The organism is Amycolatopsis anabasis (genome assembly GCF_009765355.1).
Classification (GTDB): Bacteria; Actinomycetota; Actinomycetes; order Mycobacteriales; family Pseudonocardiaceae; genus Amycolatopsis; species Amycolatopsis anabasis.
In genome coordinates this window covers 40,472-52,614 of sequence record NZ_VTHK01000005.1, presented here as the reverse complement: position 1 = coordinate 52,614, position 12,143 = coordinate 40,472, and the positions used below count along the sequence as shown (strand labels likewise).

At 71.6% G+C, this 12,143-nt stretch carries 11 protein-coding genes; 6 read left to right on the top strand and 5 right to left on the bottom strand.

What is annotated here, in order from left to right:
* The first annotated feature begins 128 nt into the window (after window positions 1–128).
* On the top strand, window positions 129–1,139 hold the full coding sequence (locus FXO23_RS08375) for an isopenicillin N synthase family dioxygenase (RefSeq protein WP_425484851.1): 1,011 nt from the start codon (window positions 129–131) through the stop codon (window positions 1,137–1,139).
* A gap of 3 nt (window positions 1,140–1,142) precedes the next feature.
* Here the strand turns inward: FXO23_RS08375 and FXO23_RS08370 are convergent, their stop codons facing one another.
* A complete protein-coding gene (locus tag FXO23_RS08370; protein WP_158882584.1) occupies window positions 1,143–1,601 on the bottom strand; it encodes a MarR family winged helix-turn-helix transcriptional regulator in 459 nt (152 codons plus the stop codon).
* Between the two features lie 94 nt (window positions 1,602–1,695).
* Between FXO23_RS08370 and FXO23_RS08365 the strand changes: the two genes are divergently transcribed.
* Window positions 1,696–2,160, top strand: coding sequence for a DUF2269 family protein (locus FXO23_RS08365; RefSeq protein WP_158882582.1), 465 nt, complete (start codon window positions 1,696–1,698; stop codon window positions 2,158–2,160).
* A 2-nt stretch (window positions 2,161–2,162) separates the two neighbouring features.
* Window positions 2,163–2,426, top strand: a complete 264-nt coding sequence (locus tag FXO23_RS08360) for a hypothetical protein (RefSeq protein ID WP_158882580.1) — start codon at window positions 2,163–2,165, stop codon at window positions 2,424–2,426.
* On the opposite strand, the gene FXO23_RS08355 is transcribed toward FXO23_RS08360, so the two are convergent.
* The 3 genes from FXO23_RS08355 to FXO23_RS08345 are packed head-to-tail and all read right to left on the bottom strand — an operon-like array spanning window position 2,410 to window position 7,170.
* Window positions 2,410–5,118: a bifunctional acetate--CoA ligase family protein/GNAT family N-acetyltransferase gene (locus FXO23_RS08355; protein ID WP_158882578.1), complete on the bottom strand. Its 2,709-nt coding sequence runs from the start codon at window positions 5,116–5,118 to the stop codon at window positions 2,410–2,412. The two genes, FXO23_RS08360 and FXO23_RS08355, sit on opposite strands and share 17 nt — an antisense overlap.
* A 2-nt stretch (window positions 5,119–5,120) precedes the next feature.
* A complete protein-coding gene (locus FXO23_RS08350) occupies window positions 5,121–6,293 on the bottom strand; it encodes an acetoin utilization protein AcuC (protein ID WP_158882576.1) in 1,173 nt (390 codons plus the stop codon).
* A gap of 28 nt (window positions 6,294–6,321) precedes the next feature.
* Entirely contained in the window at window positions 6,322–7,170 is an 849-nt protein-coding gene (locus FXO23_RS08345) for a sulfurtransferase (RefSeq protein WP_158882574.1), read from the bottom strand.
* 151 nt (window positions 7,171–7,321) lie between these two features.
* Here FXO23_RS08345 and FXO23_RS08340 point away from each other — a divergent pair, with 151 nt between their 5' ends.
* From FXO23_RS08340 to galE, 3 genes are all read left to right on the top strand, one after another.
* Window positions 7,322–8,020: an iron-dependent transcriptional repressor DtxR gene (locus FXO23_RS08340; protein ID WP_158882572.1), complete on the top strand. Its 699-nt coding sequence runs from the start codon at window positions 7,322–7,324 to the stop codon at window positions 8,018–8,020.
* 158 nt (window positions 8,021–8,178) lie between these two features.
* Window positions 8,179–9,411: a galactokinase gene (gene galK / locus FXO23_RS08335; protein ID WP_158882570.1), complete on the top strand. Its 1,233-nt coding sequence runs from the start codon at window positions 8,179–8,181 to the stop codon at window positions 9,409–9,411.
* 407 nt (window positions 9,412–9,818) lie between these two features.
* Window positions 9,819–10,820, top strand: a complete 1,002-nt coding sequence (galE, locus tag FXO23_RS08330) for a UDP-glucose 4-epimerase GalE (RefSeq protein WP_246257039.1) — start codon at window positions 9,819–9,821, stop codon at window positions 10,818–10,820.
* A gap of 132 nt (window positions 10,821–10,952) precedes the next feature.
* Here galE and FXO23_RS08325 read toward each other — a convergent pair whose 3' ends face one another.
* On the bottom strand, window positions 10,953–12,014 hold the full coding sequence (locus FXO23_RS08325) for a DUF4192 domain-containing protein (RefSeq protein ID WP_158882565.1): 1,062 nt from the start codon (window positions 12,012–12,014) through the stop codon (window positions 10,953–10,955).
* Window positions 12,015–12,143: the final 129 nt, after the last annotated feature.

Here is a 12,143-nt window from a genome sequence, read left to right as displayed (position 1 = left end):
GGTGACGCCCGGGCAATTGCCGACGAACATTCGTTTTGTTCAGCACGAAATAAAAGGATTCGAAAACTCGGGGACCAAATCGTGGGAAATGGTGTGCAAACCGTGGACTCGGTGCTTTTCTGGACATCGTGGTGAACACACTTCCGGTCATCGACATCTCCCGGTTCCGCGGCCCGGACCGGGCGGCGTTCCTCGACGAGTTGCGGCATGCGGCGCACGACGTCGGTTTCTTCTACGTCGTGGGGCACGGTGTGAGCGAGCAGATCACCGACGGCGTGCTGGACGCCGCTCGCCGGTTCTTCGCCCTGCCCGAAGCGCACAAACTCGAGATCGAGAACGTCCACTCGCCGCAATTCCGCGGGTACACCCGCACCGGCACCGAATACACCGCGGGCAGCGCGGACTGGCGGGAACAGATCGACATCGGGCCGGAACGGGCCGCGCTGGACCTGGACGAGTCCGCACCCGCCTATTTGCGGCTGGTCGGGCCGAACCAGTGGCCGTCGGCACTGCCGGAACTGCGCGAGATCGTGCTCACCTGGCAGTCCGAGGCGCTGCGGGTGTCCCGCGAGGTCCTGCGCGCGCTCGCCGCCGCGCTCGGCCAGGAGGAGACCTACTTCGACGACTGGTTCGACGCCGAAGCCGCGCTGTTCCTCAAGGTCGTGCACTACCCGCCGCGCGCGGAGGCCACCGCGGGACAAGGGGTCGGCGCGCACAAGGACTACGGCTACCTGGCGCTGTTGCAGCAGGACGAGATCGGCGGGCTGCAGGTGCGGTCCGAGGACGGCACCTGGATCGACGCCACGCCGATCCCCGGCAGTTTCGTGGTGAACATCGGTGAGATGCTGGAGATCGCCACGAACGGCTACCTCAAGGCGACCGACCACCGCGTGGTCAGCCCGCCCGCTGGCGTCGACCGCTACTCGATCCCGTTCTTCCTCGCACCCCGGCTGGACGCCGTGGTGGAACCGCTGGCACTGCCGCCGGAACTCGCCGCCCGGGCCCGCGGAATCACCCAGGACGAGAATAACCCGCTACTCGCCGCCTACGGCGAAAACGCACTCATCGGCTGGCTGCGCTCACACCCGCGCGTCGCCGAACGCTGGTGGCCGGACGTACTCACCGCACACCAGAACTGAGCATCACCGCCCCGGCGGTAGAGCGACCGCGGCCAAAGTTTCCGCGAGCGCGGCCCGCCGGTCCGGGGAGAGCGAGCCGAGCAGTTCCTCGTCCACCCGCGCCGCGATCCCGGCGGCGGTGGCCAGCAGCTGTTTCCCGTGCGCGGTGACCTCCAGCCGCGCCGGGTGCCCGTGCCCCTCGTGGTGGCGGCGGACGGCTTCGATCTTCTCCAGCCCGCGCACGGTGGCGTGCATGCTCTGCGCGGTGACCCCCGCCCGCCGGGCGAGATCGCTGTAGGACAGGTCGGGATTGCGGGACAGGTGTCCCAGCGCGCCGACGTGTCGCAGGGTCAGGCCGTGTTCGGCCAGCGAATCCTCCATCCGCCGCTGCGCGGTGCGCCCGGCCACGATGAGCAAGAAACTCGCGGACGCGACGACCGGCGGCTTCGCGGGCGGCGGGCTTTCCGTGCTGTCCGAGCGCATGACCTCTTCCGGATCCGGGGCTGAAGTTACTCGGCACAGTCTGCCTCATCAGCCCGGTTGCAGCCCGGCTTTCAGCCTGGCTTAATGTAGCGGCATGACGAAGGTGCTGCTGAGCATCCACATCCTGGCCGGGATCCTCTTTGTCGGTCCGCCCACGGTCACCGCGAGCCTGTTCCCCCGCTACGCGCGCCTCGCGGGTGAACGGAGTGAGCGGGACCTCGCCGCGGCGCGGGTGCTGAACCGCATCACCCGGGTGTACGCCGTGCTCTCGGTGGCGGTGCCGGTGTTCGGACTGGCGACCGCGATCCAGATGAAGATCCTCACCCAGGCGTGGCTGCTGGTCTCGATCGTGCTCACCGCGGCCGCGGCGGGCGTGCTGGCGTTCCTGGTCCTCCCGCAACAGACCCGGATCCTGGCTTCGCTCACCGGACCGGAACCCGGAACCGAGCCGCATCCGCTGCTCGGCAAGGCGGCCATGTCGTCCGGAATCTTCGCGCTGCTGTGGACGGTCGTGGTGGTCCTGATGGTGCTCCGGCCCGGTTCGACGACGGGAGCCTGATCATGTCGACGACCCCGCTGCGCGCCGCCGCGTTCGCCGAGGCGTTCTCGCTGGTGCTGCTGCTGGCCAACCTGGCCACCGTGCACTGGAAACCGATCACCACGCTGGGCGGCCCGGTCCACGGCTGCGCCTACCTGGCGGTCATCGCGCTGACCTTCGCCCTGCCGGGATCCGGCCGCGGGGCGCGGCTGAGGGCCTTCGTGCCCGTGATCGGCGGCTACCTCGTGCTCCGCCGGGTTGCGGCTCCGGTCAGTCCGGGGCGTTGATCGGGCGCAGGCGGCGAGGGCCGGTGTCCGGCCGCGAGGGCGGCGGGCCGAGGACCACGCGCGCGTTGACGACGTAGGCGCCCGCGGGCGAAGCCAGGATCGGGTCCAGGCTGAGCGAACGCACCTCGGGGTTGTCCTCGGCGAGCGCGGCGACGCGGAGCACCAGATCCTGCAGCGCGGCCAGATCGGCGGGCTCGTCCCCGCGGTAGCCGGTGAGCAGCGGAGCGGTGCGCGGTTCGCGGATGAGCGTCGCGGCGTCGACGTCGGTGAGCGGGACCGCGCGGTAGGCCCGGTCGCCGAGCAGGGTGCTCACCAGGCCGGAGAGGCCGAACGACACCAGCGTGCCGAACGACGGGTCGTCCTGGAGGCCGATCAGGCAGGACAGGCCCTTCGGCGACATCCGCTGCACGTACACCTCCTCGTCGCCGGAGACCTCGCACAGATCCCGGTAACTGGTGCGCACGCTGTCCTCGGAGGTCAGATCCAGCCGGACCCCGGCGAAATCCGGGCGCCCGCGCAGCCGCTCGTCGACCGCCTTCAGCGTCACCGGATAGCCGAGCTCGGCCGCGGCGGCGACCGCGTCGTCCGCGGAGGACACCACGCGGAACGGCACGACGTCGATGCCGTAGCAGCCGAGCAGCCGCACGACCTCGTCGTCGGAGATCATCGTGGTCTTCTCGTCCGAGGTGGCCAGCAGCTCGCGCACGATGACCTGGGCCTGCTCGGTGTGCAGCCCGCCCGGCCGCACCAGGGCGCCCTGCGGCCGCTGGCGCCAGGCGGCGTAGCGGACCACCCGGGCCAGCGCGTTGACCGCCCGCTCCGGGCTCGGGTACGAGGGGATCGACCCCCGCCCGGGCGCCCGCTTCTCGTCCCAGACGGCCAGTTCCGCGGGCACCCCTTCGGCGGCCAGGAAGGTGGAGACGATCGGTTTCTCCTTGCGCAGCTCCACGACCGCCTCGCGCAGGGCCCGGGCGTAGGCGGTGCCGGGGATCGCCAGCGGCGGGACGAACACCACCACGAGCGCGTCCACCTCGGGTGCGTTGAGTTGCTCGCGCACGGCCGCGGCGAATTCCTCCGGGCCCGCCTGCGCGCCCACGTCGACCGGATCCGAGGTCAGCCGCAGCCCCTGCGCCCGCGCGGTGTCCGCGGCGAGCAGGCCGATCGCGCTGGAGTTGCCGACGATCGCGACCCGCGGCCCGGCGGGCAGCGGTTGGTGCGCGAAGACGAGCGCGGTGTCGAACAACTGCGCCAGCGTGTCCACCCGGACCACACCCGCCTGCTCGAACAGCGCCTGCACGCTGGATTCGTCCACTTCGGCCGAGGTGGCGGCGAGCTGCGGGCGAACCGCGTGCCGCCCCGACTTGACCGCCACGATCGGTTTGGTCCGCGCGAGCCGCCGGGCCAGGCGGGCGAACTTGCGCGGGTTGCCGAAGGATTCCAGGTAGAGCAGCACGAGATCGGTGTTCGGATCGGTCTCCCAGTACTGCAGCAGGTCGTTGCCGGACACGTCGGCCCGGTTCCCCGCCGAGACGAACGTCGACAGCCCCAGCCCGCGCGCCTCCGCGTCGGCGAGGATCGCGGTGCCGAGCGCGCCGGACTGGCAGAAGAACCCGGTGCGGCCCCGGGCCGGCAGGCGCGGGGCGAGGGTGGCGTTGAGCCGGATCGACGCCTCGGTGTTCAGCACCCCGAGCGCGTTCGGCCCCACGACGCGCATCCCGTGCGCCCGGGCCTCGCCGACCAGCCGCAGCTCGGCGTGCAGCCCGTGCGGCCCGGCTTCGGCGAACCCGGAGGAGACGATCAGCAGCGTCTTCACGCCCTTGGCCAGCGCTCCGTCCAAAACGGACTCGACCTGATCGGAGGGCACCGCGACCACCGCGAGATCCACCGGATCCGGGATGTCCACAACGGACGGATAGGCGCGGACGCCGCGCACCGAGTGGTGTTCCGGGTTCACCGGGTAGACGGTGCCCGCGAAATCCGCGGACAGCAGGTTCGTCAGGACCGCGTAGCCGACCTTGGTCGGATCGGTGGACGCGCCGATCACCGCCACCGAACGCGGATGCAGCAGGTTGTGCACGCTGCGCGCCTCGGCGGCCTGTTCGCGCGAACGGGCCACGGCGAGCGATTCCTCGGTCGGGTCGATGTCGAACTCCAGGTGCAGCACGCCCTCCTCGATCTCGCGGCTGACCTGGTAGCCCGCGTCCCGGAACACCCGGACCATGGCGGCGTTCTCCGCGAGCACCTCGGCGACGAACCGGCGCAGCCCGACCTCCGAGGCGGCCGCGGCGAGGTGCTCCAGCAGGATCGAACCGAGCCCGCGGCCCTGGTGCGCGTCGTCGACCAGGAACGCGACCTCGGCCGCGTCCCCGCCGTCGAGCCGTTCGTACCGGCCGACCGCGACGATGTCGTCGCCGAGCAGCGCGACGAACGCCACCCGGTCGTGGTGGTCCACGACGGTGAACCGCTCGAGGTCCCGTTGCGGGATCCGCGGATACGCGCCGAAGTACCGCAGGTACCGGGTGCGCTCGGACAACCGGCCGTGCAGCGCGACGATCTGGTCGGCGTCGCTGGGCACGATCGGTCGCAAGTGGACGGTTCCGCCGTCGGAGAGCAGGACGTCGGCCTCCCAGCGCCGCGGGTAGTCGTACGGATCGCGGGGACCGCTCGCGGTGTCAAGCTTCTCGGTGGTCATGGTTAGTCTCTCGGGTCATCCGGATCGAGGCCGTGCAACGGGAAGACCGCCCGCCGGGTGTCGCGGATCGCGATGTCCACCGGATCGTCCTCGCCGTCGCCCCAGGGGCGGAACTCGGTGGGCTCGCCGTCGGACATCCCCAGTGGCAGCTCCGCTCGGGGCGCCGCCCGCCGGACGCTGTCGCACCAGTCGGGCGGCAGCGGCGTCCCGGGTTTCACGTCGCGGTCCAGCACGGTCGCCAGCAGATGCGTCCAGGACCGTGGCACCACGCGGATCAGCTGGTATCCCCCGCCCCCGACCGCGAGCCACCGGCCCTCGGCGTACCGGTCGGCGAGCTCGCGCAGCGTGCGGTAGATCGTGCGGTGACCGTCCACCGACAGGGAGAGGTCGGCGAGCGGATCCTCGTCATGGGAGTCGACGCCGCACTGGGTCACCAGCAACTGCGGCCGGAACTCGGCCAGCAGCGCGGGCACGATCGCGTGGAAGGCGCGCAGCCAGCCGGCGTCCTTGGTGCGCGGCGGCAACGGGATGTTCACCGCGGTGCCCTCGGCACCGTCCGCGCCGGTCTCCGCGGAGTAGCCGGTACCCGGCCACAGCGTGAACGGATGCTGGTGCAGCGAGACGGTCAGCACTCGCGGATCGCCGTAGAACGCCGTCTGCACGCCGTCGCCGTGGTGCACGTCGGTGTCGACGTAGGCGATCCGGTCGAAGCCGTGGTCGAGCAGCCACGAGATCGCCGCCGAGCAGTCGTTGTACACGCAGAACCCGGCGGCGTGGTCGCGCATCGCGTGGTGCAGCCCGCCGGCGATGTTCACCGCGCGGGTGGCCTCGCCGTCGGCGAGCTTCCGCGCGCCGAGCAGGGTGGACCCGACCACCAGCGCGGCCGAATCGTGCATGTCGCTGAACACCGGGTTGTCCGGGGTGCCCAGCCCGTGCCCGACGTCGTGGCCCGCCAGCGGGGCCTGTTTGACCGCCTCCAGGTACTCCTCGGCGTGCACCCGGAGCAGTTCGGCGTCGCTCGCCGGTTTCGGCACGAGGAGCGGGACCCCGTCCAGCACACCCAGTTCGGTCGCCAGCCGGATGGTCAGTTCGAGCCGGACGGGGTTGAACGGATGGTCCCCGCCCAGGTCGTAACCCAGCAGCGCGGAATCCCAGACGACGGCGGGCGGGTGCATGACTGGAGGGTAACGAACCCGCCCGCGCTCAGCCCGGTTCTTCGCCGGTGGCCGCGGGCCGCGCGGGGTCGCCGGACCACTCCGACCACGACCCCACGTACAACGCCGCGGGCCGTGCCCGCCCGGCGACCTCCAGCGCCAGCACCACCGAACTGGCGGTGACCCCGGACCCGCAGTAGGCGCCCACCGGCGTGTCCCCGCCCGCACCGAGCCCGGCGAACCGTTCGGCGAGCTCGTCCGGGTTCCGCCAGCGGCCGTCCTCCCCGGTGTGCCCGGCGAACGGCGCGTTCACCGCGCCCGGGATGTGCCCGGCACGCGGATCGATCGGCTCGGTGTCGCCGCGGTACCGCTCGGGCGCGCGGGCGTCGAACAGGACCCCGGTACGCGCGAGTTCGGCGGCCTGGTCGGCGTCGAGCACGGGCATCCCGCCCGGCCGGACCTCGAAGTCACCCGGCGCCGGTTCGGGGGCCTCGGCGGTGACCGGACGGCCTTCGGCGGCCCAGGCGGCGAACCCGCCGTCCAGCACGGCGACCTCGGTATGCCCGGCCCAGCGCAGCAGCCACCAGGCACGCGCGGCGACCGAACCGTTCGCGTCGTCGTAGACCACGACCGGGTGACCGGCGCGCACCCCGGCGGCCCGCAGCACGCGTTGCAGATCGCCGGGCTCGGGCAACGGGTGCCGTCCCCGCTCGCCCGGCTCCCCGGCCAGTTCGGTGTCGATATCGGTGAAAACCGCGCCAGGCAGGTGCCCTTCGCGGTAGGAATCGATACCGGGCGGGCCACCGAGCCGGAAACGCACGTCCAGCAGGGTCGGGCGTTCGGCGGCGGGACGGTCCAGCAAGGCGGCCAGCTCGGCGGTGGTGATCAGGGGGCGCATGCCGCCATCCTGCCGCTTCCGTTGATCGTTCGCCCAGGTAGGCCGGACTTTTTCGGCTTCGGGCAGCGTTATCGATTCGGATGCCATAACTGGTGCCCATGACTGTCGGGGCATACGACTACCATGAGCAGCGCGGACGAAGGGGACAGGCGTGAACGAGCTCATCGACACCACAGAGATGTATCTGCGCACCATCTACGAGCTTGAAGAAGAGGGTGTCGTACCACTGCGCGCACGGATCGCCGAGCGTTTGGGCCAGAGCGGGCCGACCGTGAGCCAGACGGTCGCCCGGATGGAGCGGGACGGCCTGGTGGTGGTCGCCGACGATCGGCACCTGCAGCTGACCGACCACGGCCGGGAGCTCGCGATCGCGGTCATGCGCAAGCACCGCCTCGCCGAACGCCTGCTCGTCGACGTGATCGGCCTGGAGTGGGAGCACGTCCACCCGGAAGCGTGCCGGTGGGAGCACGTGATGAGCGAGGCCGTGGAACGCAAGCTCGTCAAACTGCTGGACCACCCGACCACCTCGCCGTACGGCAACCCGATCCCGGGCCTGGACAAGCTCGGCGAGGGCGGTGTCCCGGCTCCGCCGGCCGAGTCCGACCTCATTCGCCTGGACGAGTTCGCGCGCGCCGGTGGCGGCAAGGTCGAGATTCGCCGCATCGCCGAGTACGTGCAGGAGAACGAGGCCCTGATGACCGAGCTCAAGTCCGCGGGCATCGTGCCCGGCGGCACGGTGAGCGTCGGCAAGGCCAACGGCGGCGGCTCGACCGTCGAGATCACCGGCGCGAACAGCACCGTCCAGGTGGCCAGCTCGGCGCTGCACGCCGTCCTGGCGCAGGCGCGGTGAGCCCGGCCGCGGACGGTCGCTCCCGGATCAGCACCGGCGGGGATCAGCGCGCCGAGCCCGGCCGCGGGTAAGGACACCAGGGAACGCGCCCGGCCGAAGGCTCCGCTCTCGGGGCCTTCGGGGTGGCCGGGCGCCAGGACAGCGAAGCAGGAACAAGCATGCCCGAGTCAAGCCCTGGGGACCCGAACGCGGCCGCGCGTTCCCGGATCAGCGCGGAAGCCGTCGCCGCGTTCCGCGCCACGCACGGCCGCGCGCCGGATGGCGTGTGGTCCGCGCCGGGCCGCGTCAACCTGATCGGCGAGCACACCGACTACAACGACGGTTTCGTGCTGCCGTTCGCGTTGCCGCACCGCATCGCCGCGGCCGCGGCCGCCCGCGACGACCAGATCCTCACGGTCTCCACCCTCGGCGACGACGGCCGCCTGCAAGCCGCCGACCCGATGCGGATCCCGGATCTCAGCCCCGACGCGGTCGAGGGATGGGCCGCCTACCCCGCCGGGGTCGCCTGGGTGCTGGCCGGCCAGGGAATCGACCGGGGCGCGGACATCGTGCTGGCCGGTAACGTGCCCTCCGGCGCCGGGCTTTCCTCCTCTCATGCGCTCGAATGCGCTGTCGCGCTCGCCCTGCTCGGGCTCGCCGGCCGGGCCGAGCCCGATGTCGCCCAGCTGAACGAGATCGCCCGCTGGGTCCAGCACGCCGAGAACGATTTCGTCGGCGCGCCGACCGGGCTGCTCGACCAGACCGCCTCGCTGCGCTGCACCGCGTCGCACGTGCTCTTCCTCGACGTGCGCTCCGGCCACGCCGACCAAGTGCCGTTCGACGCGGCCGCGGCCGGGCTCCAGATCCTGGTGATCGACACCCGGACCAAGCACTCGCACAGCGAATCCGGCTACGGCGAGCGCCGCAAGGGCACCGAGCGGGCCGCCGCCCTGCTCGGGCTGAAAGCCCTGCGGGACATCGGTTCCGACGCCCTCGCCGCCTCCCTCGCCGCCCTGCCGGACGAGCTCCGCCCGCTCGTGCGGCACGTGGTCACCGAGAACCAGCGCGTGCTCGACGTCGTCGAGTTGCTGCGAGCCGACCGGCTGGCCGAGATCGGCCCGCTGCTCGACGCGTCGCACACGAGCATGCGTGACGACTACCGGATCTCCACCCCCGAACTCGATCTCGCCGTCGAGGTCGCCCGGGACAACGGCGCCCTCGGCGCGCGCATGACCGGGGGCGGTTTCGGCGGCTCGGCCATCGCGCTGGTACGGGAGTCCGATGTGGACACCATCGACGCGGCCGTGACCAAGGCCTACGAGGACGCCGGGTGGCGCGCGCCCCGCACCTTCGTGGCGGTGCCCTCGGCAGGCGCCGGCCGCGAGCCCGACACGGCGGGGGCTTCTCAGTAAGGCCGGGACCTTGGTTGCCAGGTGTCGGTGCTGGGCACGCTGGTCTGGGTTCCGGAGAGCGAGCGTCAATGCGGCCTTCGCTACCTTCAACGTCCCCAACGCCACATTGAGGTCTTCTCGGTAGGGCTTCTCGAGAGGTGCTCGGAGTGCTCGATGCGGTGTGGGGAACCTTGCCTTCCCGCGTGCACCGAAGGCCGCATTGACACCCGCCAACTCCCGAAACGGGGGAACTCGGGCTCCCGAAACGGGAAACACGCCCGACCAGAACGGGGAACTCGCGGCAGCGGCCTCATTCGGAGCGATCACTCACAGTTAGGGGCAACCCCCGGGAACGTGGCGCGTCGACCTACAGAGACACTAAGCGCTAACTCGGCATGCGTACCTCCCGGATGAGAAAGGCTCCGATCGTGACGGAGAAGCAGAGCAAGACCCTGAAACTGATCGTCACGGGCGGTGCCGGGTACGTGGGCAGTGTGTGCGCGGCACGGCTCGTCGAGGCCGGGCACGAAATCGTCGTTGTGGACGACCTCTCCACGGGCCACGCCGACGCGGTTCCCGAGGGCGCCCGGTTCGTCGAAGGCGACGCCGCCGACGCCACCGAGTCGCTGCTGCACGAGGGCTTCGACGGTGTCCTGCACTTCGCCGCCAAATCACTGGTCGGCGAGTCCATGCAGGACCCGGCCAAGTACTGGCACGGCAACGTGGTGACCTCCCTGCGCCTGCTCGACGCCATGCGCGCCCACGGCACCCCGCGGCTGGTTTTCTCGTCCACGGCGGCCACCTACGGCGAACCGGAGCAGTCCCCCATCCCGGAGAGCGCGCCGACCCGGCCGACCAACACCTACGGCGCCACCAAGGTCGCCATCGACCACGCCATCACCACCTACGCTCGGGCGCACGGGCTCGCCGCGGTGAGCCTGCGCTACTTCAACGTCGCCGGGGCCTACGGACGGTTCGGCGAGCGGCACCTCACCGAGACGCACCTCATCCCGCTCGTCCTGCAGGTCGCCACCGGCGACCGCGAACAGATCTCGATCTACGGCGAGGACTACCCCACCGACGACGGCACCGCGGTCCGCGACTACATCCACGTCACCGATCTCGCCGACGCCCACCTGCTCGCCCTGGAGCACGCCCGCGCGGGCGAGCACCGCATCTACAACCTCGGCAACGGCACCGGCTTCTCCGTCCGCCAGGTGATCGAGGCGTGCCGCGAGGTCACCGGGCACCCCATTCCGGCGGTGGTGGCTCCGCGGCGCTCCGGAGATCCGGCGGTGCTCGTGGCCGCGAGCGACCGGGCCCGCGAAGAACTCGGCTGGAAGCCCGAGCGGGCGGATCTGGGCGGGATCGTGGCCGACGCCTGGCGGTTCGCCCAGGAGCGCGCGGCCCAGGCCGGACAGCGCAGCTGAGAACCGGAGCGACCCGCGGAAAACGCGGCGGCAGTGCGCCTGACGGTGAAAGCTGAGCGTGGCTCGTCCAGGTGCGCCCGGTTGACGTGATCGCGGAGCGAGTTCTCAGAAAGGCACCGAACCCGGCGGCCGTCATCGGTCCGGCTCCCAGAGACCGGGGACCGTGTCCACGCTGGCGAGGCGCCGCAGTTTCCGCGGTGGTGTGCCGTGCCAGAGGCACTGGCTGAGCAGCTGGGCGAGCGTGTGCCGGGGATCGGCCCGCAACGCGTTCTCCAGTGCCATGTTCGCCAGCGTGCCGTCACCGCGCATGTACGCGGAGAAACCGAGCAGGCTCGCCGGTTCGGCACGCCCGGGTGCGGGCGCGGCACGGATGAGCGCGGTCCACAGGCGTTCCGCCTCCTGGCTGCGCTTGCCTTCCGGGGGCAGGGCCGTCGCCAGGCAGGCGTCCCGCACCTTGGTCTCGGACAGCGCGAGCACCAGCCGCACCACCTGCTCGTCGGTGAGGGCGAGTTCCCCGTCCGCCGCCTGCCGCAACGCGGCCCGGACCTCGGCACGCCCGGCCTCGGCCCGCCGACCGGGATCGTCGTCCAACTCGTTCCGCGCCGCCTCCAGCAGGCCCGCCCGGCGTGCCAGCGCGCCGGGATCATCCGGGGCCAGCTGCCGTTCCATCGCCTCGCGGCTGCCGAAGGTCACCATGCCCACGCTCGCGGCGGCCGCGGCCATCACCGTGCTCCCCGGATCGGGCAGCAGGCCGCCGCAATCCTGGTCGTCGTAGCACCGCCAGCGCACGCCCGCCCGGATCTCGGGCGTCCACATGGCGTGCAGCACCGGAACGCCCACCCGGCGGAGCGCTTCGGTCATGCGCTTGACGAACCGGCCGTGCGGCGGCCGCTCATCGGGCGGGGAGCGGTCCGTGCGGCGCCCGACCACGATGACGGTGGCGCCGATGGCCGGGGCTTCGGAGCGCAGGCCGAGGTTGGCGGCCAGATGCTCGGCGGCCGCCCGCTCGTATTCGCGGGCGGGCAGGTCGAGCCGCTGGACCAGGCCCACGCGCCGCCCGGCGCCCGGGCTGTGCCCGATGAGCACGAGGGACTCGGCCGGGCGGAAGCCCAGCAGGTGGGGTATCGCGGAGATCAGTTGGGCCGGTTCGGAGAGGTTGACCTGGATCCGGTCGGCCGTTGATGAGGTGGTCATGCCTCCACCCTGCGGCACCGGAGGGTCGCGGGGTGGAGGCGAGGGAAATCTGTGGACAACCGGGGTCGAAGTGGACAGTTCGGGGTAGTCGATCTTGGTTCGGCGGTTTTCGTCGGGGGTGTGCGCTAA

Bases quoted from the DNA above. Each gene is read 5' to 3' on its own strand.
- FXO23_RS08370 (WP_158882584.1), bottom strand. From the start codon at position 1,601: ATGCGCTCGGACAGCACGGAAAGCCCGCCGCCCGCGAAGCCGCCGGTC.
- FXO23_RS08365 (WP_158882582.1), top strand. From the start codon at position 1,696: ATGACGAAGGTGCTGCTGAGCATCCACATCCTGGCCGGGATCCTCTTT.
- FXO23_RS08360 (WP_158882580.1), top strand. From the start codon at position 2,163: ATGTCGACGACCCCGCTGCGCGCCGCCGCGTTCGCCGAGGCGTTCTCG.
- FXO23_RS08355 (WP_158882578.1), bottom strand. From the start codon at position 5,118: ATGACCACCGAGAAGCTTGACACCGCGAGCGGTCCCCGCGATCCGTAC.
- FXO23_RS08350 (WP_158882576.1), bottom strand. From the start codon at position 6,293: ATGCACCCGCCCGCCGTCGTCTGGGATTCCGCGCTGCTGGGTTACGAC.
- FXO23_RS08345 (WP_158882574.1), bottom strand. From the start codon at position 7,170: ATGCGCCCCCTGATCACCACCGCCGAGCTGGCCGCCTTGCTGGACCGT.
- galK (WP_158882570.1), top strand. From the start codon at position 8,179: ATGCCCGAGTCAAGCCCTGGGGACCCGAACGCGGCCGCGCGTTCCCGG.
- FXO23_RS08325 (WP_158882565.1), bottom strand. From the start codon at position 12,014: ATGACCACCTCATCAACGGCCGACCGGATCCAGGTCAACCTCTCCGAA.